The sequence below is a fragment of the Agrobacterium genomosp. 2 str. CFBP 5494 genome, assembly GCF_900013495.1.
In the GTDB taxonomy this organism is placed as follows: domain Bacteria; phylum Pseudomonadota; class Alphaproteobacteria; order Rhizobiales; family Rhizobiaceae; genus Agrobacterium; species Agrobacterium pusense.
Genome location: NZ_LT009718.1, coordinates 428,670 through 453,139 on the forward strand (window position 1 = coordinate 428,670; position 24,470 = coordinate 453,139).

Genomic DNA, 24,470 nt, shown 5'->3' on the forward strand with positions numbered 1-24,470 from the left:
CGGCCTCAGGCGTCTATGCCTGCGCGATCCTTAATCCAGGATGAAGAGTTTAAATGCGGCAATTTAAGGCGGGGTTAAGCCCAGGCCGGATCAAATCGGCGTCATTGGCAGACGTCGACCCATTCAGCTTTAGTCAGTTCGGCCATTACATGGGGAGAAATCCGCACCGCTGCATTGGTAGCGCCGGCTGCCGGAACCACTTCAAGATAATCTCTCAGCGATATGTCGCAAAACACCGGCAAAGGCGACGGCAAGCCGAAGGGGCATACGCCGCCGACAGGATGGCTGGTCACCGCAACCACCTCTTCCGCCCCCAGCATGCGCGGTTTCGTTCCGAAATGATCACGGAATTTCCTGTTGTCGAGGCGTTTCGTACCCGCGGTGACAACGAGCAGAATGGCATCGCCCGCCTTGAGGCAGATCGTTTTGGCGATCTGGTCTGGCTCGACGCCATGTGCTTCAGCGGCGAGCGCAACGGTTGCCGAACTGGCCTCCGTTTCAATGATTGTCACCTCGGGTGATTTTTCGGCAAAAAATGCTCTGACGGATTGAATAGACATGCGTATTTGTTAGGCGGTTAGAAATGGTTGTTCAAGATGTCATGCTTTAGCTATGCAATAATCGCAATGCTGCGCTGCGATAGAATGTCTGTTTTTTGAGCGGCGATGTTGTATGTTCAAAACATCGAAGCGACGCACTCCTCCTCCCAGCGTCGCCCGATTGGACTGACAATACTCCTCCTCCCAATTGTCAGTCAGTTTCAAGAACCCGGCGCACCTCCTCCCGCGCCGGGTTTTTGCTATTTGGCGCTTCCTTTTTCGAGCCCTGGCGGACCCCTGGTGCGATAGTTTCGTTCAAAGAAACTTGACTTTCAGCCCCTTCCAACCTAGGTACTTCGCCATCGATATTTGTTTGACGACCAGAGCTTCGGCGTCTTTCCAGACGCTCACGACGATCTTTTCCTTCAAATTCGACCCCAAGACCGCGCTGCTCGCAGCGCAAATACAATTGCCAACGGAAGGAAATCGTTATGGCGACTGGTACAGTAAAGTGGTTCAACGCAACCAAGGGCTACGGCTTCATTCAGCCGGACGACGGTTCGCAGGACGTATTCGTTCACATCTCGGCTGTTGAGCGCGCAGGTCTGACCGCCCTCAACGACGGCCAGAAGCTTTCTTACGAGCTGATGCAGGACCGCCGCTCTGGCAAGATGTCCGCAGGCAACCTCGTCGCTGCCTGATACGCAAAAGGCCCGAAAGGGTTTCTTGCATGAACTGAAAGGCCGGATTTTTCCGGCCTTTTTCTTTGGAAGGAAGTCCGGCGGGCGGGGTCTTGAAAACGGCGGTACGTATACCGATATAGGGTTCAACAGTGTTTCAGATGAAAACTGTCAGGGGCGTCTTAAGATGCCGCTGTTGTTGCGTTAACCAAAGATTAACCAAAACAGATGATCCTGATTGTGAAAGCAGCGTCGGAAATCGACGCGCTCTGAAACATCAGACCGTTGAACCGCTTTGACCACGGATGTACTGGCATTGACGGAAAACGGATGGAAAGGTCGGGCTTGCCCGGCCTTTTTGTTTTTGGAGTGAGCGGAGGCGCCCGACCAGTGGCGCCTCCTCTTTTTTATTTCGCGGCCAGTGCGTCGAGAATGCGGATCCAGGAGCGAATGCCCTTGTGGAAGGACTGCAGGTCGTATTTTTCATTCGGCGAATGAATGCGATCGTCCGTCAAGCCGAAACCGACGAGCAGCGAATCCATGCCGAGCATCTTCTGGAAATCGCCCACGATCGGGATAGAGCCGCCCATGCCGATCACGACGGCCGGTTTGGGCCACTCTTCCGAGAGGGCGTTCTTCGCCTTGGTCAGGACGGGTGAATCGTATGAAAGCTGGATCGCCGGCGATGCGCCATGCTCGTGGAATTCCACGGAGCAATCAGACGGAATTTTCGAGCGTACATAGGCCCGGAAGTTTTCGCGAATGGCGGCGGGGTTCTGTTCGCCGACAAGGCGGAACGACACCTTGGCGGAAGCTTTTGCTGCAATAACGGTCTTGAAGCCATCACCGGTGTACCCGCCTATGATGCCGTTGACCTCCGCTGTCGGCCGCGCCCAGGTCTGTTCCAGCACGGAGCGGCCCTTTTCACCCGAGGGAACCGAAAGGCCCACTTCACCGAGGAAGGTTTCTGCGGTGCGGCCCAGCGTTTCCCAGGCAGCCTTGATATTGGCGGGCGTTTCTTCCACGCCGTCATAGAAGCCGTCGAGCGTCACGCGGCCGGTCTCGTCATGCAGGCCAGCGAGAATGTCGGTCAGGATGTGGATGGGGTTTGCGGCGGCACCACCGAAAAGACCCGAATGCAGATCGCGATCGGCGGCGGTGATGACGATTTCTTCGCCGACCAGACCACGCAGCGCCGCGGCAATGGCGGGCGTATCCCGGTCCCACATGCCGGTATCACAGACCAGGGCATAATCTGCCTTCAGCTCTTCCGCATTCGCTTCGAGGAACGGCTTCAGCGAGGGCGAACCGGATTCTTCTTCACCTTCAAAAAGAATGGTGACGCGCACCGGCAGGCCGCCATTCGCGGCCTTGTAGGCGCGGCAGGCCTCCACGAAGGTCATCAACTGGCCCTTGTCATCCGCCGTACCGCGTCCTGTAATCACCTGACGGCCTGCGCCGATATCCTTGACGGCAGGTTCGAAAGGATCGTTTTCCCAGAGATCGAGCGGATCGACCGGCTGTACATCATAATGGCCGTAGAAAAGCACATGTGGGGCGTCTTCGGTGGCCGCATCGTGATGCGCCACCACCATGGGGTGACCGGCTGTATCGCGAACGGAGGCGGTAAAGCCGAGCGCTGAAAGCGTTCTCACGAGCCATTCCGCCGCCTTGCGGCACTCGGCCTTGTAAGCGGGGTCCGTGGAAATCGACGGAATGCGAACGAGTTCGAACAGTCGCTCGAGGCTGGAGGTGAGATTGTCATCGGCAGTGGAAAGAATGGGGGAAACGTCTGTCATCGCTGATCCTGTCATGTCTGTCGTGACCCGGCGATAAGACGAAACATCCGGGCATCGCGCATCGCGGGAAACAAGGGCCGGCGTGTCGTGAATCGGCAAACGCGCGGCCGCGGGAACGATAGAGCAGTTCAGGAAAACTGCGAAGCGGTTTCGAGTTGGAAGCGCTATTTTGCTTTTTTTGCGCTCTCGATGGCGCGGCGCATATATTCCAGCAGAAGCTGGCGTTCAAAACGCCGGAAATCCGCAAGCAACATGTCTTCGGTGGCCTCAGAAGCGGCAATGGCATTCGCTTCCAGGTCCCTGCCGCGCTGCGTCAATTCGATGATCTGGGCGCGGCGGTCAGCGGGATGCGTCTTTCGCACGATCAGCCCGTCGCGCTCCATGCGTGAGAGCGTGTTAGCAAGCGTTGCCTGTTCGACATCGATTCTGTCGAGCAACTGCCTTTGCGTCAGCCCTTCTTCATGCCAGAGCTCGATGAGAATGGGGAATTGGCCGGGAGAGAAGCCCAATGCGGCGGCTCTTTTCTGCAGCGCCATAGTGAACTCCCGCGCCATTTTGGCGGCGAGATAGATGGCCGATTCATCCCGGGAAAACCCCATTCCTCCGTCCCTCAGACAGTTTGGCCAGGCGGCGCCGGCAATTCAATAGTGCGATATATATCGCACGATATGTTTTTGCCAGCTGGTAACAGGCGCAAAATAAAACCGCCATGGCCCGGAGGGGACGGCCATGGCGGTCATATTGGAGGACAAAGGCCCGGAGAGGGGGAAAGGCCTTTGTCCGGTCTGACGCGGCGGGGGACGAGCCAGCTATCAGACTACGGCGTGATCAGGCGCCGTCCTCTAAGAAATGTGTCTGCAAATGCGGCTTTTCAAGGGAAAGATGGATTACAAATCGGTAACGTTCGGGTGAAATGCGACGCGCTTTTTTCACCACCTCGGTTCCGGCTCTTTACCGTATGTTCCGCGAAGTTTCGGTAGACGTTAAAACGCCCCCGCGCTATCCATGCTACCCATGAAAAAAGGCGATCATCTCTTCCTCGTTGACGGGTCCGGTTTCATTTTCCGGGCCTTCCATGCCATCCCGCCGCTGAACCGCAAGTCGGACGGGCTGCCGGTCAACGCCGTTTCCGGCTTCTGCAACATGTTGTGGAAGCTCCTGAAGGATGCGCGCAACACCGATGTCGGCGTGACGCCCACGCATTTTGCGGTAATTTTCGATTATTCGTCAAAGACATTCCGCAATGAGCTTTATGATCTCTATAAAGCCAATCGCACGGCGCCGCCGGAAGATCTGGTGCCGCAATTCGGGCTGATACGGGAGGCGACGCGCGCCTTCAACCTTCCCTGCATCGAGACGGAAGGCTTCGAGGCGGACGATATCATCGCCACCTATGCCCGGCAGGCGGAGGCCATTGGGGCCGATGTCACCATCATCTCCTCCGACAAGGATCTGATGCAGCTCGTCACTGCCAATGTCCACATGTACGATGCGATGAAGGACAAGCAGATCGGCATCCCTGATGTCATAGAGAAATGGGGCGTGGGTCCCGAAAAGATGATCGACCTGCAGGCGATGACCGGCGATTCGACCGACAATGTTCCGGGCATCCCCGGCATCGGTCCAAAGACGGCCGCGCAATTGCTGGAAGAATACGGCGATCTCGATACGCTGCTCGCCCGTGCAGGTGAGATCAAGCAGCAGAAGCGTCGGGAAAATATCATCGCCAATGCGGAACTTGCTCGTATTTCCAGACAGCTCGTGGCACTGAGGACCGACGTGCCGCTGGATCAGCCGCTTGAAGCACTGGTGCTGGAACCTCAGAACGGCCCGAAACTCATTGCCTTCCTGAAGGCGATGGAATTCACCACGCTGACGCGGCGGGTTGCCGAAGCGACAGAGACCGATGCTTCCGCCATTGAGTCCGCCAATGTGCCGGTTCAGTGGGGCGCTGACGCCCATGGTCCCGATCTCGATGCGACGGCCGCTCCGGCTGTGGGCGAAGCGGCTGCTGGCGTAACGGGCACTGCGGTTTCGCCCGCTATTCCGGCGCGGAAAGGTGTCGGGGAGGGCAGCGCGCCGGCTGATCTTGCCACCGCCCGCCAGACGCTTTTTGCCGCCGCCAAGATCGACACGAGCGCCTACACGACGATCAGGGATCTTGCGACGCTGGACCTCTGGGTTGCGGCGGCGCGGGAAACGGGGGTCGTCGCGTTCGATACGGAAACGACCTCGCTTGATCCGATGCAGGCGGAGCTCGTCGGGTTTTCGCTGGCAATCGCCGATAATGGCAAGGATGCCTCGGGCAGCGATATACGCGCCGCCTACATTCCCTTGACGCACAAGACTGGCTCCGGCGGCGATCTATTCAGCGATGGTATCAGGCTCGCCGAAGGCCAGGTGCCCTTTGACGAAGCACTGGTCCGTCTCAAGGACTTGCTTGAAGACGAGGCCGTGCTGAAGGTCGCGCAAAATCTCAAATATGACTATCTGCTCATGAAACGCCATGGCGTCGTCATGCAGAGTTTCGACGATACGATGCTGATCTCCTATGTGCTTGAGGCTGGCAAAGCGACGCACGGCATGGATTCGCTGTCCGAACGTTGGCTCGGCCATACGCCGATCCCCTATAAGGACGTGGCGGGATCGGGCAAGTCGAGCGTTACCTTCGATTTTGTCGACATCGACAAGGCGACGGCATATGCAGCGGAGGACGCCGACGTGACCTTGCGGCTGTGGATGGCGCTGAAGCCGCGGCTTGTTTCAGAACGGCTGACCAAGGTTTACGAGCGGCTGGAACGTCCGCTGGTGCCTGTTCTGGCGCATATGGAGGAGCGTGGCATCACCGTCGACCGGCAAATCCTCTCACGTCTTTCCGGCGAACTCGCCCAGAAGGCGGCAGCGTTTGAAGAGGAAATCTACGAGCTGGCCGGCGAGCGTTTCAACATCGGCTCGCCAAAGCAGCTCGGCGACATCCTGTTCGGCAAGATGGGCCTGCCGGGCGGCTCCAAGACCAAGACCGGCCAATGGTCGACCTCGGCACAGGTGCTGGAGGATTTGGCGGCCGAAGGTATTGAACTCCCCCGCAAGATCGTCGACTGGCGGCAGCTGACGAAGCTGAAATCCACCTATACGGATGCTCTGCCGGGATATATCCACCCGGAGACAAAACGTGTGCATACATCCTATGCGCTGGCCTCCACCACAACAGGCCGTCTGTCGTCCTCGGAACCGAACCTTCAGAACATCCCCGTCCGCACGGCGGAAGGGCGAAAAATCCGCACGGCTTTCATCTCCACGCCCGGCCACAAGCTTCTTTCCGCCGACTACAGCCAGATCGAACTGCGCGTGCTGGCCCATGTCGCCGATATTCCGCAGCTTCGCAACGCCTTCGAAAACGGCATCGACATTCATGCCATGACGGCTTCGGAAATGTTTGGCGTGCCTGTCGAAGGCATGCCCTCGGAAGTGCGCCGCCGCGCCAAGGCCATCAATTTCGGCATTATCTACGGTATTTCGGCTTTCGGTCTCGCCAACCAGCTCGGTATCGCCCGTTCTGAAGCCGGCGAATATATCAAGAAATATTTCGAGCGTTTTCCCGGCATCCGCGACTACATGGAGGCGACAAAGGCTTTCGCCCGTGAGAACGGTTATGTCGAGACGATTTTCGGCCGCCGCGCCCATTATCCGGAAATCCGCTCGTCCAACCCTTCCGTGAAGGCCTTCAACGAGCGCGCCGCCATTAACGCGCCGATCCAGGGCTCCGCGGCGGATATCATACGGCGCGCCATGGTCCGTATCGAACCGGCGCTGGAGGCTGAAAACCTGTCCGCCAGCATGCTGTTGCAGGTGCATGACGAACTCATCTTCGAGGTCGATGAAGCGGAAATCGAGAAAACTCTGCCCGTCGTCGTCTCGGTCATGGAAAATGCGGCCATGCCGGCAATCTCCATGAAGGTGCCATTGCAGGTGGATGCCCGCGCGGCTGACAACTGGGACGAGGCGCATTGACCGGCTTTTGGCCGGTCCATGTCATTGCTGTGTCGCGTGCACGGATTAGAGGAAACGCTTCACGAGGAGTTTCCCATGCACGCCCCGCTCGTCTCGAAAGATCTCGGCTATATTTCTGCTGCCTGTCATGATCAGCCGCCGCGCCATCTCGGCAGCCGCTTTAATGAGAATGGTGAGTTTCTGCCTGAGCCGGGCAATACGGTCGTCTGCCATCTTGTCGGGGGCTCGCAGACCGAAAACGCGATCATTGCGACGCGTCGGCGCTTCCTGGATATGCCGGAGGCATCCCAGCTTGCTTTCACACCGGCTTCCAGCCTGCACATGACGGTGTTTCAGGGCATCATCGAGTTTCGGCGTGCTCTGCCCTATTGGCCGCAGACAATGCCGCTTGATACACCGATCGACGCGATGACGGACTATTATCGCGACCGCCTTTCTGCTTTTCCGGCGCTGCCGGGATTCAACATGCAAGTTACCGGTTTGCGGCCGGTAGGTCTGGTCCTGACGGGAGCCACCGCCGAGGATGATCGCATTGTGGCCCTGTGGCGGGATACATTCGCCGATTTCTTCGGATATCGCCATCCTGATCATGACAGCTACGAGTTTCACATCACCCTTTCCTACATCATCAGCTGGTTCAAGCCCGCGTGCCTGCCGCGCTGGCAGGCGATGCTTGACGAGGAACTGGAAAAGCTGCGTGCCGCGGCGCCAGTTATGGAGATGCGTCCGCCGGCTTTCTGTGAATTCAGGGATATGAACCACTTCAAGGAGCTGGTTGTTTTCGATAGAAGGTGAAGCATGATTGGCATTGCCTGAGGGCAGTTTGCCGCATGGTTTTTGCCGAATCCGAAAAAATGCGCGTCAGGGCTGGTCAAAGCCCGTTTGGGCATGTATAAGCGCGCCAAATTTCCGATATCGAGACATCCGACATTCGGCCTTTGGTTCTGGCCGGTTCCGTTGTTTCGCCGCTTAAGTGGAGTAACAAAAATGGCTGTACCAAAAAGAAAAACAAGCCCGTCCAAGCGTGGCATGCGCCGCTCGGCTGACGGTCTCAAGTCTGCGACCTATGTTGAAGACAAGAACTCCGGCGAACTGCGCCGTCCGCACCATATCGATCTGAAGACCGGTATGTATCGCGGCCGTCAGGTTCTGACGCCGAAGGAAAGCGCATAAGCTTTTCCGACGTGACTTTGCAAAAACCGGCCCTCGTGGCCGGTTTTTTGTTTTTAGCGATCTCTCACGGTGTCCAGCGCTCACTTGGAAAATCTCGTCACTCCTCCTACACTCGCTTCGGGAGAGCGGGTTAGATTCCTGCCGCGTGAGGGGAGTTTCGGTGAAATATCGCTGGATTTTGTTGATGATGCTCGGTCTTGGCCTCGGTTACGGCGCCGTGACAAAAGGAAGCGGCGTCATTGCAGAAAGCTATTTCGGTGAAATGTCCGAGCAGGGGCGCACGACGCTCCGGCTTGCCGTCTCCGCCCTTGGCGGGCTGTTGAACCGTTACGAGCCGCTGCCTGCCTTGATTGCAGATCATGATGACATTGAGGAGCTGGTCGCACATCCCAAGGATGAAGCCCTGCGACAGCGCGCCAATGTCTACCTCAAATCCATCAACACCCTGCTGGAATCCTCCGATATCTACATCATTACGCTGGATGGCGAGACAATCGCGGCCAGCAACTATGATGGCCCGACAAGCTTCGTCGGTGAGAATTTCAGCTACCGTCCCTATTTTCAGGATGCGGCGAAGGGCCTGCAGTCGCGGTTCTTCGCGCTCGGCACGACCTCGCACAAGCGCGGATATTATTTCTCCGCACCTATTCTCTTCAATGCGGAAATAAAGGGCGTCATCGTCTTCAAGGTCGACATCGAAGGCATAGAGGCCTCCTTCGGCGATGGCGAAAACCGTATTCTTGTGTCGGATCCCGAAGGCATCATTTTCATGACCGGCACGCCGCAATGGCTTTACTCCGGCCTGATGCCGCTGACGCCCGAAAGACTGGCGCGTACCGAGGCCTCACGCCGTTACGCCAATGCCACACTGAAGGAACTGCCGCTGAAACACGGCAGTTTCGGCTCGCATCAGCTGATGACGATTACCCAGAATGAGGGGGACAGGGAATATATGGTCCTGTCGCAGCCGATGGCGGATGCAGGATGGACCGTCAGCGTGCTGATGGATACCGGTTCATTGCGGACACAGGTGAAGACGGCAATGATCGCGATCATCCTGTGCCTGTGTCTGGCAGCCGCGCTGATTGCGGCGATGCTGCAGAGACGGCGACGGCTGCGTGAACGGCTGACCCATCAGGCAGAAGCCCAGGCGGAGCTGGAACGTCGGGTCGAGGAACGCACTGCCGATCTGGCGCGTGTGAACCAGGAGATCGAACACGAAATCGCCGAGCGCCGCCAGACGGAAAAACAATTACGCAAGATGCAGAATGATCTGGTGCAGGCGGGCAAGCTTGCGGCGCTCGGACAGATGTCGGCGGCCTTGTCGCATGAAATCAACCAGCCGCTTGCCGCAGCCAAGAATTATGCCGAAAACGCGTCGCTTCTTGTAGAGCGCGGGCGGCTGGACGAGGTCAGGGAAAACCTCAGGCGCATTTCGGGGCTGATCGATCGCATGGCCTCGATCAGCAGGCACCTCAGGAATTTCGCCCGAAAGCCGAACGAAAAAATGACTGCGGTCAGCCTGGAAACCGTGCTTCGCGACACGCTTGAAATCGTCGGCGCCCGGTTGAAGGCCGCCAATGCGGTGCTGGATGTCAATCTCGGCCCGGTGCCACTTGCGGTGAAAGCTGGTCCGGTGCGGCTGCAGCAGGTGCTCGTCAACATCATTTCCAACGCGGCGGACGCCGCGGAGGGGCGCGAGGATCGGCGCATCGCGCTCGAGGCCGTACAGCACGGCCAGACGGTTTCCGTCTTCATCCGCGACCGGGGACCAGGCGTTCCGCCGGCAATTTCGGATCGCATCTTCGATCCGTTTTTCACCACCAAGGGTGTGGGGCGTGGCCTCGGCCTCGGGCTTTCCATCTCCTATAACATCATCAAGGATTTTGGCGGCCAGTTGCGGGTGAGAAATCATGAGGAAGGAGGCGCGGAATTCGAGATCGAATTGCCCGCCGCCGCTTGGCGCATGGAGGCGGCTGCGGAATGACCATGTCGCGGGTTTTGCTGATCGATGACGAGGAGGAACTGCGCTTCTCCACTGCCCAGGCGCTGGAGCTTTCCGGTTTTGCCGTCACCATGCTGGCGAGCGCCGAACACGCGCTCGAACTCATCGGCTACAGTTTTGATGGTGTCGTGGTCAGCGACATCCGCATGCCCGGCATGGACGGCATGACGCTGCTGCAGAAGGTGAGGGAGCTCGATGCGGAAATACCTGTGATTCTGATGACGGGTCACGGGGATGTTCAGCTGGCGGTCAACGCCATGCGCAATGGCGCCTATGATTTCATCGAGAAGCCGTTCACACCGCAATATCTCGCGGGCATCATCAAGCGGGCCAATGACCGGCGGGCGCTGGTCCTGGAAAATCGCCGTCTCAAGGCGGTGGCGGGCAAGCATGACGATCTCGAAACGCGCCTGCCGGGCAGAACCCAGGTGATGGTCGATCTGCGGTACCGCATTCGCGCCATCGGTGCGACGGATGCCGATACACTGATCGTCGGCGATACAGGCGCAGGCAAGGAGGTGGTTGCGCGGGCATTGCACGATATCAGCAGCAGAGCCAACCGGCCCTTTGTCGCGATCAACTGTGCGGCGCTTCCGCAGACACTGATTGAGAGCGAGTTGTTTGGTCACGAGGCCGGCGCCTTTCCGGGCGCGCTGCGCCCACGTTATGGCAAGTTCGAACACGCGCGCGGCGGCACCATCCTGCTGGATGAAATCGGCTCTATGCCTTTCGAACTGCAGGGCCGATTGCTTCGCGTGCTGCAGGAAAGAGTGATTACCCGTCTCGGCTCGAATGAAACGGTCGAACTCGACGTGCGCTTCATTGCCACCAGCAAGGTAGATCTGGAACAGGAAGTTGCGGCTGGCCGTTTTCGCGCCGACCTTCTTTACCGCCTCAACGTCGCGACAATTCTCGTGCCGTCGCTCTCGCAGCGCAGCGCGGATATTCCGCTGCTCTTCCTCCATCTGGTACGAGAAGCTGCCGCCCGCTACGGGCGGGAGGATATAGAGGTGCCGCAGCACCTGCTCTCCGCTGTTTCGCTCAGGGAATGGCCGGGCAACGTCCGGGAATTGCGCAACGCTGCGGACCGCTTCGCGCTGGGCCTGGAAACCGACGTGTCCGATGCGTCGCCGGCGTTTCAGGATGATGGCAGGTCGGCTCTCGCCCCGAGGGTCGCGGCATATGAAAAAAGCCTGATTGCGCAGGCCATCGCAGCCCATGGGGGAAATCTGAAATCCGTTTATGAGAACCTCGGCATCTCCCGCAAAACGCTTTACGAGAAGATGCAGAAATACGAGCTTCACCGGCATATGACCGAGATCTGATGGGTGGATTTCCACCCATCTTTAGGCAGTCATGGGTTGAAATCCACCCATTATCTTTGGTTACACGGATAAAACTGCGTTTCATCGCAACAGTGCCGTTGCTGAATGTCACTTCGGGATCGCAAATATCGTCACCCCGGCCGCCATGGAGGAGCATGCGCGGCTGAAGTGGCGATCATTTTCATCCGGGAGGAATCGATGAAAATACTGAAGACAGTTTCCGGCCTTGCTGCCGCCGCTGCCGTTTCCCTTTTCGCGCTGTCCGCATCCGCTCAGACCTATCCCGAGCGTAACATCACCATGGTCGTGCCTTTCTCGGCCGGTGGCCCGACGGACACGGTGGCGCGTCTCGTGGCTGAATCCATGTCGAAGGATCTCGGCCAGCAGATCATCGTGGAAAATGTCGGCGGCGCCGGCGGCACGCTTGGCGCTGGCCGCGTTGCCTCCGCAGATCCCGATGGTTACACCATCCTTCTCCACCACATCGGCATGGCGACCAGCGCCACGCTCTATCGAAAGCTCGCTTACGACACGACAAGTGCTTTCGAATATGTTGGTCTGGTCACGGAAGTGCCGATGACCATCCTGTCGCGCAAGAACCTTGAGACCACGGACCTCAAGGGGCTGATCGATTACGCCAAGGCGAACAAGGACAAGGTCACCGTTGCCAATGCCGGCATCGGCGCGGCCTCTCATCTGTGCGGCATGCTGTTCATGAGCGCCATCGAGACGCCGCTCGTTACCGTGCCCTACAAAGGCACCGGCCCTGCCATGACCGATCTGCTGGGCGGCCAGGTCGACATCATGTGCGACCAGACCACCAACACCACCAAGCAAATCCAGGGCGGCACTGTGAAGGCTTACGCCGTAACCTCGCCGAAGCGGCTGGATGTGCTGAAGGACGTGCCGACAGTTGCCGAAGCTGGCTTGCCCAAACTCGAAGTCGGCATCTGGCACGGTATCTACACGCCGAAGGGCACGCCTGCGGAAATCAACGAGAAGCTCTCCAAGTCGCTGCAGGTCGCGCTGAAGGACAAGAATGTCGCGGCGCGTTTTGCCGAACTCGGCACCACGCCGTCGCCGGAAAGCGATGCGACACCGGCGGCGCTGAAGGCCAAGCTTGAGAGCGAAATCGCCCGCTGGAAGCCGGTGATTGAGGCTGCCGGCCAATATGCCGACTGATGAACGCGGAAAGACCGGCGGTTTCCTGCCGCCGGTCGACCGTGATCAACTTTAACAGGCGAACCGGCTGAATGTCGGGCGCCGTGGAGGGGCATCTTTCATGAAGTCGTTATTTAATGACCCTGCCGAAGCAGTCTGCGGGGCAATTTTTATGGGGCTTGGCGTCTTTTTTGCCTTGCAGTCCTATGGTCTGGAAATCGGAACCGCCTTCCGTATGGGGCCGGGCTACTTCCCGCTGGTACTCGCGATCATCCTGATCCTGCTTGGCGGCGTTATATTCCTGCGCGCAACCCGGCCGGCTGGCGAGGGCATCGGCGCAATCGCCTGGCGCGGCATATTTTTCATCCTGCCCGCGCCGATCTTTTTCGGTTTCACTGTTCGGGGCCTGGGTTTTGTGCCGGCGCTGTTTTTCAGCGCGCTCATTGCGTCCTTCGCCTCACACAAGATGAGCCCGTTGATGGCGGTCGTTCTTTCCGCGGCTATCACTGTCTTTTCCGTCGCTGTTTTCAATTATGGTCTTGGCCTGCCTTTCCAGCGCTTCGGCCCCTGGCTCAACTTCTGAGGTATAGCGATGGATTTGCTCGATAATCTTGCGCTCGGTTTCGTCACCGCCTCGTCGCTGGCAAACCTCTTTTTCTGCCTGATCGGCGTGCTGCTTGGCACCCTCATCGGCGTTCTGCCCGGCATCGGCGCGACGGCGACTATCGCCATGTTGCTGCCGATCACCTTCCAGCTTGAGCCCGTCTCGTCGCTGATCATGCTCGCCGGCATCTATTACGGTGCGCAATATGGTGGATCGACCACGGCGATCCTGATCAATATGCCCGGCGAATCGTCCTCTGCCGTCACCGCCATCGATGGTTACCAGATGGCACGCAAGGGCAAGGCGGGTGCAGCGCTTGCCATCGCCGCCATCGGATCGTTCTTCGCCGGCACGGTGTCAACCTTCCTCGTCGCAATCTTCGCGCCGCCGCTCACGGCAATCGCGCTGGAATTCGGCGCGGCGGAATATTTCTCGCTGATGGTCGTCGGCCTCGTATCGTCCATCGCGCTCGCCCATGGCTCCATCGTCAAGGCATTGGCCATGGTCGTGCTTGGCCTGCTGCTCGGTCTCGTCGGCACGGATATCTATAGCGGCACGCCGCGTTTCACCCTCGGTATCCGCGAATATGCCGATGGCCTGAATTTCGTGGCTGTGGCTGTGGGTGTCTTCGGTATCGCCGAAATCCTGCGCAACCTCGAAAACGAGCGGACCCGTTCGGTGCTGATCGCCAAGGTTAGCGGCTTGATGCCGACCAAGGATGATTTCAAGCGCATGGTAGGGCCGGTTCTGCGCGGCACGGCCATTGGTTCGGCTCTCGGCATCCTGCCGGGCGGCGGGGCGATCCTTGCCGCCTTTGCCTCCTACACCGTGGAGAAACGTGTCTCCAAGAACCCGGAAGAATTCGGGCACGGCGCGGTTGCCGGTGTGGCCGGTCCGGAGTCAGCCAACAATGCCGGCGCCCAGACGTCGTTCATTCCGCTGCTCACGCTCGGCATTCCGGCCAATCCGGTGATGGCGCTGATGATCGGCGCGATGATCATTCAGGGCATCGTTCCCGGTCCGAATGTGGCGACCGAACAGCCGGCGCTGTTCTGGGGCATCATCGCCTCCATGTGGATCGGCAATCTGATGCTCGTCATCCTCAACCTGCCGCTGATCGGCCTGTGGGTGAAGCTGCTAACGGTGCCCTACTACGTGCTCTTCCCGATCATCATGGCCTTCTGCGCCATCGGGGTCTACAGCGTCAATTCAAACGTCTTCGATCTCTATGCCGTCGCCTTCTTCGGCTTCATCGGCTATGTGCTGGTGAAACTGCGCTGCGAACCTGCCCCGTTGCTGCTGGGCTTCGTGCTCGGTCCGCTGCTGGAGGAGAACCTGCGGCGCGCCATGATCCTCTCGCGTGGCGATCCGTCGACCTTCGTGACCCGGCCGATCAGCGCAACCCTGCTTTTCATTGCGCTCGCCGTGCTGATCATCGTCTTCCTCCCCAGCGTGAAGAAGAAGCGCGAAGAGGTTTTCGTAGAAGAAGACTGAGAATGCGATAAACTCATGTGGCCGGCGATGGAGACATCGCCGGCTTTTCTGTCTCTGTTTCCGCCATGCCGAATTCCCTTCACGAAAGCGACATATGGTTGACTCGCGAGCCTTTAGGCCCAAGGAAGGGCTGGAAAGAGAGGTCACCATGACGTCGGAAACCGAAGAACGGATCATCGCGCTCGAGGAAACGGTCGCGCATCAGGTGAAGGTGATAGAGGAACTGTCGGACCAGCTGGCGGAGCAGTGGAAGGTTGTTGAACAGACCCGCGCCAAGCTTGATCGCCTGACAGAGCGGTTCCTGAGTCTTGAGGAGCAGTCATTGGACGCGCCCGCCATCACAAGGCCACCGCATTACTGACGGGAGTACAGGATGAAAAACGACACAGCCAAGCTCGCTGAAGAAATCGTCGACTTCTGGAAGAAGGCTGGCCCGGAAAAATGGTTCGACAAGGACGCCGCCTTCGACAGTCACTTTCACGACCGGTTCCGTGACGCTCATTTCGCTGCCGCGAGGCGGGAACTGGATGGCTGGCTGGAGGGTGCAGAAAGCAGCCTCGCCTTGATGCTGCTGCTGGATCAGTTTCCGCGCAACTGCTTTCGCGACACGGCGCACATGTATGCGACCGATCCTCTGGCGCGGCTTTTGGCCGATGAAGCCATCCGGCGCGGACATGATCAGGCGGTGAGTGAGGATCTGCGGGTCTTCTTCTATCTACCGTTTTCTCACGCAGAAGATCTGGAGGCGCAGCACCGGGCGTGCCGTCTCAATCGGCCGCTTGGCGGGCTTTATCTGCATCACGCCGAAGAACATCGCGAGATCATCGAACGTTTCGGCCGCTTTCCGCACCGTAACAAGATATTGTTGCGGGAAACGACACCGGAGGAGCGGCGATATCTGGAAGAGGGCGGCTTTTCAGGCTGACCCCAAAAAGAAAACGCCGCCAGTCCAAGGGATGGCGGCGTTTCTGATGGTGAAGAACGGCGGCACTCAGCCGTCGAAGAATTCCTTCATCCGGGCGAAGAAGCCCGTCGATTCCGGATTATTCTCCTTGGAAGACAGCTGCTCGAACTCCTGCAGCAGCTCGCGCTGTCGCTTGCTGAGTTTCTGCGGCGTCTCGATCTGAATCTGGATATAGAGATCGCCCGTCTGCGCCGAACGCAGCACCGGCATGCCCTTGCCCTTCAGACGGAACTGCTTGCCCGGTTGGGTGCCTTCCGGAACCGTGACGCGCGACTTCGTGCCATCGAGCGTCGTGACATCGAAGGTGCCGCCAAGCGCTGCCGTCGTCATCGAGATCGGCACGGTGCAATAGAGATCGGCACCGTCGCGCTGGAAGAACTCATGCGGACGCACGGACAGGAAGATATAGAGATCGCCCGCCGGACCGCCACGCATTCCGGCTTCGCCTTCGCCCTGCAGACGAATGCGTGTGCCGTCCTCGATGCCTGAGGGAATATTGACCGAGAGCGAACGCTCTTCCGTTACACGGCCCTGACCATGGCACTTGCCGCAGGGGTCGGAGATCGTCTGTCCACGGCCATGGCAGGTGGGGCAGGTGCGCTCCACCGAGAAGAAGCCCTGAGCGGCGCGCACGCGGCCTGAACCCTGGCAGGTGGCGCATGTCTTCGGCTGCGTGCCGGGCTTGGCGCCCGAGCCGGAACAGACGTCGCAGGTGATCGAGGTCGGAACCCTGATCTGCGCCGTCTTGCCGGTGAAGGCTTCTTCCAGCGTGATTTCCATGTTGTAGCGAAGATCGGCACCGCGTTCGCGACCGCCGGAAGATCGGCGCGCGCGACCGCCGCCCATCATCTCGCCGAAGATGTCTTCGAAAATATCCGAGAAGCCGCCATTGGCGAAACCGCCGCCGCCAAAGCCGCCACCGCCGCCCATGCCGCCATTTTCAAAGGCCGCATGGCCGAAACGATCGTAGGCCGCGCGCTTCTGCGGATCCTTCAACGTTTCGTATGCTTCGTTGATTTCTTTGAATTTCCGTTCGGAATCGGCATCATCAGGGTTTTTGTCCGGATGGTACTTCATCGCGAGTTTGCGGAAGGCGCTTTTCAGCTCTTTTTCGTCCGCAGTCTTGCTGACGCCGAGTGTTTCGTAAAAGTCTGCTTTCGCCATTCAGTTAACAAGCCCCGCAAATGGATTTCCGGCTGCACGCGGCAGCCGGATGTCTTGCATAAATTGTCAGGAGACGGAAAGTCGCGCGATTATGCGGACTTCTTGTCGTCCTTGATTTCTTCGTAGTCAGCGTCGACGACGTCATCCTTGCCGCCTTCGGAAGCATCGCCAGCCTCGGCCTGCTGCGCTTCATAGATGGCCTGACCGAGCTTCATGGAGACTTCCATGAGGGTCTGGGTCTTCGCCTGGATGTCGTCGGCGTCAGGCTCGGAAGCCTCAACCGCGGTCTTCAGGGTGGCAATGGCGTCTTCGATCGCCTTGCGGTCGGTTTCGGAAACCTTGTCACCATATTCCTTCACCGACTTCTCGGTGGAATGGATGAGGCTTTCAGCCTGGTTCTTGGCTTCCACGCCCGCACGACGCTTCTTGTCGGCCTCAGCGTTGGCTTCGGCGTCCTTGACCATCTTTTCGATGTCGGCGTCAGAAAGGCCACCGGAGGCCTGGATGCGGATCTGCTGTTCCTTGCCGGTGCCCTTGTCCTTGGCCGAAACCTGCACGATACCGTTGGCATCGATATCGAAGGTAACTTCGATCTGCGGAACACCACGCGGTGCCGGCGGCAGGCCAACGAGGTCGAACTGACCAAGCAGCTTGTTGTCCTGCGCCATTTCGCGCTCACCCTGCGAGACGCGGATGGTCACGGCCGACTGGTTGTCTTCGGCGGTCGAGAAGGTCTGGCTCTTCTTCGTCGGGATCGTCGTATTGCGATCGATCAGACGCGTGAAGACGCCACCCAGCGTTTCGATGCCGAGCGACAGCGGGGTCACGTCGAGCAGCAGAACGTCCTTGACGTCGCCCTGCAGAACGCCAGCCTGAATGGCCGCGCCCATGGCAACAACTTCATCAGGGTTCACGCCCTTATGGGGCTCCTTGCCGAACAGCTGCTTGACGACTTCCTGCACCTTCGGCATGCGGCTCATGCCACCGACGAGAACGACTTCATCGATCTCGGAAGCGGAGACGCCGGCGTCCTTGAGCGCTGCCTTGCAAGGTGCAACGGTGCGCTGCACGAGGTCGTCGACCAGGCTTTCGAACTTCGCACGGGTCAGCTTCAGCGTCAGGTGCTTCGGACCGGAAGCATCAGCCGTGATGAACGGCAGGTTGATTTCGGTCTGCTGCGAGGACGACAGTTCGATCTTCGCCTTTTCAGCAGCTTCCTTGAGGCGCTGCAGAGCGAGCTTGTCGTTCTTCAGGTCGATGCCCTGATCCTTCTTGAACTCGCCGGCAAGATACTCGACCAGACGCATGTCGAAGTCTTCACCGCCAAGGAAGGTATCGCCGTTGGTGGACTTCACTTCGAAGACGCCGTCGCCGATTTCCAGAACGGAAATATCGAAGGTGCCGCCGCCAAGGTCATAAACGGCGATCGTCTTGCCGTCCTTCTTGTCGAGGCCGTAAGCGAGTGCTGCCGCGGTCGGCTCGTTGATGATGCGCAGAACATCAAGGCCGGCGATGCGGCCGGCATCCTTGGTTGCCTGGCGCTGCGCGTCGTTGAAGTAGGCGGGAACGGTGATGACGGCCTTCTCGACCTTTTCACCGAGATAGGCTTCAGCGGTTTCCTTCATCTTCTGCAAGATCATCGCGGAAATCTGCGAAGGGGAATAATTCTTGTCCTGCGCCTTCACCCAGGCGTCGCCATTGTCACCCTTGACGATCTCGAAAGGAACAAGAGCCTTGTCCTTCTCGACGGTCGGGTCTTCATAACGGCGGCCGATCAGGCGCTTTACCGCAAACAGGGTGTTCGTCGGATTGGTGACCGCCTGGCGCTTGGCCGGCTGGCCGACAAGGCGTTCGCCATCGTCGGAAAATGCCACCATGGACGGCGTGGTACGTGCGCCTTCCGCGTTTTCAATAACTTTCGTGTCCTTGCCATCCATCACTGCGACGCAGGAGTTGGTTGTGCCAAGGTCGATACCGATTACTTTTGCCATGCTCTTCTCTCCTTGAAGCGCGCTGTCTGAACCCCGTGAGGCATTCCTTTGACAGCACCTTGACTTGGATTTGCAGCCTTCGCTGCTGTTATGCGGCGTATATAAGGAGCGATTTTTGCGGCTGCAAGGCGCAAGAGCAGGGGAAAGGCAGCAAAAAAGCGCCGGAAACTCTTTCTTTGCAGATGCATAGCCATCAAGGCTTGCGTAAGCCGAAAAACGCGACTTTGACGCTATGCTGCGCAGTCGTCCGGCGCCGCAGGCACAAGGACTTCCGGGATGCCATTATAATGGTTTGAAGTGGGCGAAATGGCGGACAGGGTGGGATTCGAACCCACGGTACGCTTTCACGCACACACGCGTTCCAGGCGTGCGCCTTAAACCACTCGGCCACCTGTCCTTTTTCAAGTCTGCATGTCATGAAGAATGCAAATCACTGGAACGGCGCGATATATACCGATGAATTCGCAGGGATCAACACGAATCTGACAGTTTTTTGAATTGTCGGCAATTTCATGCCTTTCGATGCGATTGCAATCGCGTTTTCCGGCCTTTATCCATGCAGGAAATGTTTCAAAATGTGGCTGCCCTAAGCGGCAGACCGTGAGCGAGGTATCCCAATGAAAGCTTTTTTGCGGTTTTTGAGCTTTCTTTTCCTCGCCGCAGCGATTTTTCTGGGTGTGCTGGATTCGATCCGCTCTGTTTCCACGTCATCAGTCACCATCACCGGCATATTGTCAGTCTGGAACTATCTTCTTCCTGCTTCGCGAACCATGGTGGAAGCGTCTCTGGCTCACTATATTCACCCTGAAGCGTGGCGCTTCATAGAAAATGCCCTGTCGGCACTGCCTGCATTTGCCTTTTTCCTCGCTCTGTCCCTCCTCTGCTGGATGGCCGGTTACAGAAAATACAAGGCGTCGAGACGTTTGTCGGTCTGACGGGGCTGGCGCCCGCCGATGTGAACCGTGAGAAGCGGCGGAACTGGCCGCATGGAGGACCGAATGTTCCTGTTCGATACGCTTTCTAAAAAAACGACGATGCCGACCGAAGAGACGGCGTTGCCTGGCCGTGAAGAGGCTCTCGTTGTGCCGGAACTTCACTTCGTCAACGGCAGACCTCTGAAGGGGCCTTATCCGGATGGCTTCGAGACCATCTATCTCGGCATGGGTTGCTTCTGGGGCGCGGAGCGGTTGTTCTGGAAGACGCCCGGCGTTTGGGTGACGGCGGTCGGTTATGCCGGCGGCTTTACCCGCAATCCGACCTATCAGGAAACGACGACGGGTCAGACGGGCCATGCCGAGGTGGTCAAGGTTGTCTACGATCCGGCGACGATCTCGCTCGGGGCGCTCTTGAAGATATTTTTCGAGGAGCACGATCCCACTCAAGGCATGCGGCAGGGCAACGACATCGGCACGACCTATCGTTCCGCCATTTATGCGACGACGGAAGGGCAGCTGCAGCAGGCGCAGAAAGCTCGAGACGCATTTCAGCAGGCTCTGGAAGAGGCTGGCCATGCCGGCGCCATCACCACCGAGATCGGCCCGCTTGAAACGTTTTATTATGCTGAGGACTATCACCAGCAATATCTTGCCAAGAACCCGGGTGGCTACTGCGGCCTCAGGGGAACCGGCGTAAGCTGTAATATCGACTAGTTTTTTTGCAGTTCTGCCCGGTGGAAAGACTAAAAAATCGCCAGATCAAAGTTTTTCCACCGGGTCAAAAAAACCGGATGAATTTTTCATTGAGCCATGCAAGGATATGAGGCAAGCACAGCCGGTATAACGGCTGGCGGTTCCGCAGACATTCCCGGGAAACGGGATTGCGGGAGGACCCTTAAAATATCAATTGCAACAACAGGGCTGCACAATGAAAAAATCCCTTCTGACGCTTTTTGCGCTTGCCGCGATGTCGGCCTCCGCGCTCGCCGCGGATATCAAGCCTGCGCTGGTCTATGGCACGGGCGGCAAGTTCGACAAGTCGTTCAACGAGGCCGCTGCGGCCGGCGCTGAAAAGTTCAAGGCGGAAACGGGCATCGAATTCCGCGACTTCGAACCGACCAGCGACACGCAGGGCGAACAGGCCATCCGCAACTTCGCCAGCAAGGGTTTCAACCCTGTCGTCGCCGTATCCTTCGCCTGGACGTCGGCCATGGAAAAGGTTGCCGCCGAGTTCCCCGACACCAAGTTCGTCATCGTCGATTCCGTCGTTGAACTGCCGAACGTCCGCTCGGTCGTCTACAAGGAGCACGAAGGTTCTTACCTCGTCGGTCTGCTGGCCGGCATGGCTTCCAAGACCGGCAAGGTCGGGTTTATCGGCGGCATGGACATTCCGCTGATCCGCAAGTTCGCCTGTGGTTACGCTCAAGGCGCCAAGGCTGCCAACGACAAGATCGAAGTCTTCCAGAACATGACCGGCACCACCGGCGCTGCCTGGAACGACCCTGTGCGCGGCGGCGAGCTTACCAAAAACCAGATCGATCAGGGCGCGGACGTGATTTACGCGGCAGCCGGTGCGACCGGTATCGGCGTGCTCCAGACTGCCGCCGACAACAAGAAATTCTCGATCGGCGTCGATTCCAACCAGAACCACCTGCATCCCGGTTCGGTTTTGACCTCGATGGTCAAGCGCGTCGATCTGGCCGTTTACAATGCCTATAAGGATGCCAAGGATGACAAGTTCACGCCTGGCATCGTCGCTCTCGGCGTCAAGGAAGACGGCGTTGCCTACGCGCTCGATGATAACAACAAGGCGCTCATCACGCCTGAAATGACTGCTGCCGTGGATAAGGCCAAAGCCGACATCATCTCCGGCGCCGTCAAGGTCCATGATTACATGGCGGACAATTCCTGCCCGAAATGATATGATATGTGGCTGGGGCGCATGATGTTTTTCATCTTGCGCCCTTTTCATATCCAGCCTTCGGAGAGGTTTCGATTTGAATATGGACCCTGCAATCGAGCTCGTGGGCATCGACAAGAAATTCGGTGCCGTACACGCCAACAAGAACATCAATCTGACAATTGCCAGGGGTACGATCCACGGCATCATCGGGGAAAACGGTGCCGGAAAGTCGACTTTGATGTCGATCCTCTACGGTTTTTACCAGGCGGATGCCGGTGAAATCCGGGTGAACGGCACGCCGGTCTCGATCCGCGACAGTCAGGCCGCCATCAATGCCGGTATCGGTATGGTGCATCAGCACTTCATGCTGGTCGAAAATTTTACCGTGCTGGAAAATGTCATGCTGGGCGCAGAAGGCGGTGCGCTGCTGGCCAACGGCCGGGCTGGTGCACGCAGGGAGCTGAAGCGCCTGGAGGACGATTATGGACTGGAAGTCGATCCCGATGCGGTGATCGAGGAATTGCCAGTCGGCCTCCAGCAGCGCGTCGAAATTCTGAAAGCCATGTATCGTGGCGCGGAAATCTTGATCCTTGACGAGCCGACCGGCGTTCTGACGCCGGCAGAGGCCGATCACCTGTTCAAGATCCTCGGCGTGCTGCGTGATCAGGGCAAGACAGTCATTCTCATCACCCATAAGCTGCGCGAGATCATGGCGATCACGGACTCCGTCTCCGTCATGCGTCGTGGCGAGATGGTGGCGACCCGCAAGACGTCCGAGACCAGCGTCGAGGAATTGGCAGAACTCATGGTCGGCCGCCGGGTGCTGCTCCGTGTCGAAAAGGGTGAGACCATACCTGGCGATGTTCTGCTCTCTATCCGCAATCTCACCGTCAAGGATAGCCGCGGCGTCACCATGGTTGACGACGTTTCGCTGGATGTTCGCGCCGGTGAAATCGTCGGCATAGCTGGTGTTGCAGGCAATGGGCAGTCGGAGCTGCTGGAAGCCATCGCTGGCATCCGAAAGCCCTATTCCGGCGAAATCTGGGTCGACGGACAGAAGGTCGATCGCCCCGATCCCGCAATTTTACGCAGGCTTGGCCTCGCCCACATCCCGGAAGACCGCCATCATATGGGGCTGGTGCTGAAATTCGAGGAATATGAAAACTCCATCCTTGGTTATCATCACGACGAACGTTACGGCAAAGGGCCGTTCCTCAACCCCGAGGCCATTCGCAGGGATGCGGTCGAGAAGATCGAGAAATACGATATCCGCCCGCCAAACCCGCAGCTGAAGACCGCCAACTTTTCCGGTGGCAACCAGCAGAAGATCGTTGTCGCCCGTGAAATCGAGCGTGACCCCAAGATGCTGATAATCGGCCAGCCGACACGCGGCGTGGATATCGGCGCGATCGAATTCATTCATCGCCGCATCATCGAAATGCGCGATGCTGGCAAGGCGATTTTGCTGGTTTCCGTCGAACTCGATGAAATCCGGTCGCTGTCGGACAGGATCATGGTCATGTTCGCAGGCCGGGTCGTCGGAGAAAAAACGGCGGAAGCCGAAGAACAGACGCTGGGCCTGATGATGGCCGGCATCGCCGCATGAGGCATGAATGAGCACCGCTTCCGTACCGCTGCCAAACTGGATTACTTACGGCCTCCTGCCGTTTCTCAATGTCGTTACCGCCTTTCTGATTTCCGGCCTCGTTGTCTGGTCCATCGGTGAAAACCCGCTTGCGGCGCTGCGCCTGCTGATCGAAGGGGCGCTCGGCCGTGGTGATGCCATCGGCTTCACGCTGTTTTATACGACGAGTTTCATCTTCACCGGCCTCTCCGTCGCCGTCGCCTTCCATGCCGGGCTCTTCAATATCGGCTCCGAAGGTCAGGCCTATGTCGGTGGCCTTGGCGCGGCGCTGGTGGCGCTGGCACTCGATCGTTATGTGCCGTGGTACGTGACGATGCCCTTCGCCGTCATCGGCGCTGCTGTTTTTGGCGCCGCCTGGGCCTTCATTCCGGCCTGGCTGCAGGCAAAACGCGGCAGTCACGTGGTCATCACCACCATCATGTTCAACTTCATTGCTGCGGCCTTGATGGTTTACCTGCTGGTGAACGTGCTGATCGTGCCCGGCAAGATGGCGCCGGAAACCCGTACTTTTCTGCCGGGCGGCCAATTGCCGAAACTCGACTGGCTGATGGCTCTCTTCGGCCTGAAGCTTGGTCCGGCGCCGTTTAACGTCTCCTTCCTGATAGCGTTGGTGATGTGTTTTCTGGTCTGGGTGCTCATCTGGCGCACCAAGCTCGGTTATGAAATGCGCACGCTCGGCATCAGCCCCTCCGCCGCCATTTATGCCGGTATTCCCTATGCACGCACCGTCATCATCGCCATGCTCATCTCAGGCGGTCTGGCGGGCATGATGGCGCTGAACCCGGTTATGGGCGCGTCGGCCCGTCTGCAGGTGGAATTCGTCGCCGGTGCGGGCTTCGTCGGTATCGCCGTGTCGCTGATGGGCCGAAGCCATCCGCTCGGCATCATCTTCGCGGCATTGCTGTTCGGCATTCTCTATCAGGGCGGCGCAGACCTTTCCTTCGAGATGCCCAACATTACCCGCGAGATGATCGTGGTCATTCAGGGTCTTGTGATCCTTTTCGCCGGCGCGCTGGAATATATGTACCGGCCTGCAATCGTCCGCATTTACCAGCGTCTGGCAAAGGGGTGAGCTGA

21 protein-coding genes and 1 tRNA gene are annotated in these 24,470 nt (G+C 58.4%); 16 read left to right on the forward strand and 6 right to left on the reverse strand.

Annotation, left to right across the window (positions count from 1 at the left end):
- Nucleotides 1-101: 101 nt before the first annotated feature.
- A complete protein-coding gene (locus tag AGR2A_RS01930) occupies nt 102-560 on the reverse strand; it encodes a YbaK/EbsC family protein (RefSeq protein WP_072493783.1) in 459 nt (152 codons plus the stop codon).
- Between the two features lie 470 nt (nt 561-1,030).
- Between AGR2A_RS01930 and AGR2A_RS01940 the strand changes: the two genes are divergently transcribed.
- On the forward strand, nt 1,031-1,240 hold the full coding sequence (locus tag AGR2A_RS01940; RefSeq protein WP_003492998.1) for a cold-shock protein: 210 nt from the start codon (nt 1,031-1,033) through the stop codon (nt 1,238-1,240).
- Between the two features lie 386 nt (nt 1,241-1,626).
- On the opposite strand, the gene AGR2A_RS01945 is transcribed toward AGR2A_RS01940, so the two are convergent.
- Together AGR2A_RS01945 and AGR2A_RS01950 are read right to left on the reverse strand one after the other, a co-directional pair.
- Nucleotides 1,627-3,018: a dipeptidase gene (locus AGR2A_RS01945; RefSeq protein ID WP_072493784.1), complete on the reverse strand. Its 1,392-nt coding sequence runs from the start codon at nt 3,016-3,018 to the stop codon at nt 1,627-1,629.
- Nucleotides 3,019-3,182: 164 nt separating this feature from the next.
- Nucleotides 3,183-3,617: a MarR family winged helix-turn-helix transcriptional regulator gene (locus tag AGR2A_RS01950; protein ID WP_035206501.1), complete on the reverse strand. Its 435-nt coding sequence runs from the start codon at nt 3,615-3,617 to the stop codon at nt 3,183-3,185.
- Between the two features lie 415 nt (nt 3,618-4,032).
- Between AGR2A_RS01950 and polA the strand changes: the two genes are divergently transcribed.
- From polA to AGR2A_RS02000, 10 genes are all read left to right on the forward strand, one after another.
- Nucleotides 4,033-7,029, forward strand: a complete 2,997-nt coding sequence (polA, locus tag AGR2A_RS01955; protein WP_072493785.1) for a DNA polymerase I — start codon at nt 4,033-4,035, stop codon at nt 7,027-7,029.
- Between the two features lie 75 nt (nt 7,030-7,104).
- Nucleotides 7,105-7,824 carry a DUF1868 domain-containing protein gene (locus AGR2A_RS01960; RefSeq protein ID WP_072493786.1) on the forward strand — a complete coding sequence of 240 codons (720 nt, stop codon included), beginning with the start codon at nt 7,105-7,107 and terminating at the stop codon, nt 7,822-7,824.
- A 192-nt stretch (nt 7,825-8,016) separates the two neighbouring features.
- The gene (gene rpmF, locus AGR2A_RS01965; RefSeq protein WP_003507205.1) at nt 8,017-8,202 is read left to right on the forward strand and encodes a 50S ribosomal protein L32; all 186 of its coding nucleotides are present in this window, start codon (nt 8,017-8,019) and stop codon (nt 8,200-8,202) included.
- Nucleotides 8,203-8,386: 184 nt separating this feature from the next.
- Nucleotides 8,387-10,189: a sensor histidine kinase gene (locus AGR2A_RS01970; RefSeq protein WP_072493787.1), complete on the forward strand. Its 1,803-nt coding sequence runs from the start codon at nt 8,387-8,389 to the stop codon at nt 10,187-10,189.
- Entirely contained in the window at nt 10,186-11,532 is a 1,347-nt protein-coding gene (locus tag AGR2A_RS01975) for a sigma-54-dependent transcriptional regulator (RefSeq protein ID WP_072493788.1), read from the forward strand. The genes AGR2A_RS01970 and AGR2A_RS01975 overlap by 4 nt, the downstream gene beginning before the upstream one ends.
- A gap of 198 nt (nt 11,533-11,730) precedes the next feature.
- Nucleotides 11,731-12,714 (forward strand): tripartite tricarboxylate transporter substrate-binding protein, encoded by a 984-nt coding sequence (locus AGR2A_RS01980; protein WP_004439144.1) that lies wholly within the window; start codon nt 11,731-11,733, stop codon nt 12,712-12,714.
- Between the two features lie 100 nt (nt 12,715-12,814).
- Nucleotides 12,815-13,276, forward strand: coding sequence for a tripartite tricarboxylate transporter TctB family protein (locus AGR2A_RS01985; protein ID WP_004439147.1), 462 nt, complete (start codon nt 12,815-12,817; stop codon nt 13,274-13,276).
- A gap of 9 nt (nt 13,277-13,285) precedes the next feature.
- Complete coding sequence (locus tag AGR2A_RS01990) at nt 13,286-14,791, forward strand: tripartite tricarboxylate transporter permease (RefSeq protein ID WP_004439149.1); 1,506 nt, start codon at nt 13,286-13,288, stop codon at nt 14,789-14,791.
- Between the two features lie 148 nt (nt 14,792-14,939).
- Complete coding sequence (locus AGR2A_RS01995; protein ID WP_006699817.1) at nt 14,940-15,152, forward strand: SlyX family protein; 213 nt, start codon at nt 14,940-14,942, stop codon at nt 15,150-15,152.
- 12 nt (nt 15,153-15,164) lie between these two features.
- A complete protein-coding gene (locus tag AGR2A_RS02000) occupies nt 15,165-15,716 on the forward strand; it encodes a DUF924 family protein (protein WP_072493789.1) in 552 nt (183 codons plus the stop codon).
- A gap of 66 nt (nt 15,717-15,782) precedes the next feature.
- Here AGR2A_RS02000 and dnaJ read toward each other — a convergent pair whose 3' ends face one another.
- The 3 genes from dnaJ to AGR2A_RS02015 all read right to left on the reverse strand — a co-directional run bounded on the left by dnaJ (nt 15,783) and on the right by AGR2A_RS02015 (nt 19,307).
- Nucleotides 15,783-16,919, reverse strand: a complete 1,137-nt coding sequence (gene dnaJ / locus AGR2A_RS02005; protein WP_004439156.1) for a molecular chaperone DnaJ — start codon at nt 16,917-16,919, stop codon at nt 15,783-15,785.
- Nucleotides 16,920-17,008: 89 nt separating this feature from the next.
- The gene (gene dnaK, locus AGR2A_RS02010; RefSeq protein ID WP_004439158.1) at nt 17,009-18,910 is read right to left on the reverse strand and encodes a molecular chaperone DnaK; all 1,902 of its coding nucleotides are present in this window, start codon (nt 18,908-18,910) and stop codon (nt 17,009-17,011) included.
- A 307-nt stretch (nt 18,911-19,217) separates the two neighbouring features.
- Nucleotides 19,218-19,307, reverse strand: a tRNA-Ser gene (locus AGR2A_RS02015).
- Between the two features lie 220 nt (nt 19,308-19,527).
- Between AGR2A_RS02015 and AGR2A_RS02020 the strand changes: the two genes are divergently transcribed.
- The 5 genes from AGR2A_RS02020 to AGR2A_RS02040 all read left to right on the forward strand — a co-directional run bounded on the left by AGR2A_RS02020 (nt 19,528) and on the right by AGR2A_RS02040 (nt 24,465).
- Nucleotides 19,528-19,845 carry a hypothetical protein gene (locus tag AGR2A_RS02020; RefSeq protein ID WP_072493790.1) on the forward strand — a complete coding sequence of 106 codons (318 nt, stop codon included), beginning with the start codon at nt 19,528-19,530 and terminating at the stop codon, nt 19,843-19,845.
- A 63-nt stretch (nt 19,846-19,908) separates the two neighbouring features.
- Nucleotides 19,909-20,559, forward strand: coding sequence for a peptide-methionine (S)-S-oxide reductase MsrA (gene msrA / locus AGR2A_RS02025; RefSeq protein ID WP_072493791.1), 651 nt, complete (start codon nt 19,909-19,911; stop codon nt 20,557-20,559).
- Between the two features lie 214 nt (nt 20,560-20,773).
- Nucleotides 20,774-21,766, forward strand: coding sequence for a BMP family lipoprotein (locus AGR2A_RS02030; RefSeq protein WP_004439166.1), 993 nt, complete (start codon nt 20,774-20,776; stop codon nt 21,764-21,766).
- Nucleotides 21,767-21,848: 82 nt separating this feature from the next.
- A complete protein-coding gene (locus AGR2A_RS02035) occupies nt 21,849-23,354 on the forward strand; it encodes an ABC transporter ATP-binding protein (protein ID WP_072493792.1) in 1,506 nt (501 codons plus the stop codon).
- A gap of 7 nt (nt 23,355-23,361) precedes the next feature.
- Nucleotides 23,362-24,465 carry an ABC transporter permease gene (locus tag AGR2A_RS02040; protein ID WP_004439171.1) on the forward strand — a complete coding sequence of 368 codons (1,104 nt, stop codon included), beginning with the start codon at nt 23,362-23,364 and terminating at the stop codon, nt 24,463-24,465.
- The last annotated feature ends 5 nt before the right edge of the window (nt 24,466-24,470 follow it).

Coding starts and splice junctions, on each gene's coding strand:
- dnaK (WP_004439158.1), bottom strand. CDS start 18,910: ATGGCAAAAGTAATCGGTATCGACCTTGGCACAACCAACTCCTGCGTC.
- AGR2A_RS01975 (WP_072493788.1), top strand. CDS start 10,186: ATGACCATGTCGCGGGTTTTGCTGATCGATGACGAGGAGGAACTGCGC.
- AGR2A_RS01950 (WP_035206501.1), bottom strand. CDS start 3,617: ATGGGGTTTTCCCGGGATGAATCGGCCATCTATCTCGCCGCCAAAATG.
- AGR2A_RS01995 (WP_006699817.1), top strand. CDS start 14,940: ATGACGTCGGAAACCGAAGAACGGATCATCGCGCTCGAGGAAACGGTC.
- rpmF (WP_003507205.1), top strand. CDS start 8,017: ATGGCTGTACCAAAAAGAAAAACAAGCCCGTCCAAGCGTGGCATGCGC.
- AGR2A_RS02035 (WP_072493792.1), top strand. CDS start 21,849: ATGGACCCTGCAATCGAGCTCGTGGGCATCGACAAGAAATTCGGTGCC.
- AGR2A_RS01970 (WP_072493787.1), top strand. CDS start 8,387: ATGATGCTCGGTCTTGGCCTCGGTTACGGCGCCGTGACAAAAGGAAGC.
- dnaJ (WP_004439156.1), bottom strand. CDS start 16,919: ATGGCGAAAGCAGACTTTTACGAAACACTCGGCGTCAGCAAGACTGCG.
- AGR2A_RS01980 (WP_004439144.1), top strand. CDS start 11,731: ATGAAAATACTGAAGACAGTTTCCGGCCTTGCTGCCGCCGCTGCCGTT.
- AGR2A_RS01945 (WP_072493784.1), bottom strand. CDS start 3,018: ATGACAGACGTTTCCCCCATTCTTTCCACTGCCGATGACAATCTCACC.
- AGR2A_RS01930 (WP_072493783.1), bottom strand. CDS start 560: ATGTCTATTCAATCCGTCAGAGCATTTTTTGCCGAAAAATCACCCGAG.
- AGR2A_RS01985 (WP_004439147.1), top strand. CDS start 12,815: ATGAAGTCGTTATTTAATGACCCTGCCGAAGCAGTCTGCGGGGCAATT.
- AGR2A_RS02030 (WP_004439166.1), top strand. CDS start 20,774: ATGAAAAAATCCCTTCTGACGCTTTTTGCGCTTGCCGCGATGTCGGCC.
- AGR2A_RS01990 (WP_004439149.1), top strand. CDS start 13,286: ATGGATTTGCTCGATAATCTTGCGCTCGGTTTCGTCACCGCCTCGTCG.
- AGR2A_RS02020 (WP_072493790.1), top strand. CDS start 19,528: ATGAAAGCTTTTTTGCGGTTTTTGAGCTTTCTTTTCCTCGCCGCAGCG.
- AGR2A_RS02000 (WP_072493789.1), top strand. CDS start 15,165: ATGAAAAACGACACAGCCAAGCTCGCTGAAGAAATCGTCGACTTCTGG.
- msrA (WP_072493791.1), top strand. CDS start 19,909: ATGTTCCTGTTCGATACGCTTTCTAAAAAAACGACGATGCCGACCGAA.
- AGR2A_RS01940 (WP_003492998.1), top strand. CDS start 1,031: ATGGCGACTGGTACAGTAAAGTGGTTCAACGCAACCAAGGGCTACGGC.
- AGR2A_RS02040 (WP_004439171.1), top strand. CDS start 23,362: ATGAGCACCGCTTCCGTACCGCTGCCAAACTGGATTACTTACGGCCTC.
- polA (WP_072493785.1), top strand. CDS start 4,033: ATGAAAAAAGGCGATCATCTCTTCCTCGTTGACGGGTCCGGTTTCATT.
- AGR2A_RS01960 (WP_072493786.1), top strand. CDS start 7,105: ATGCACGCCCCGCTCGTCTCGAAAGATCTCGGCTATATTTCTGCTGCC.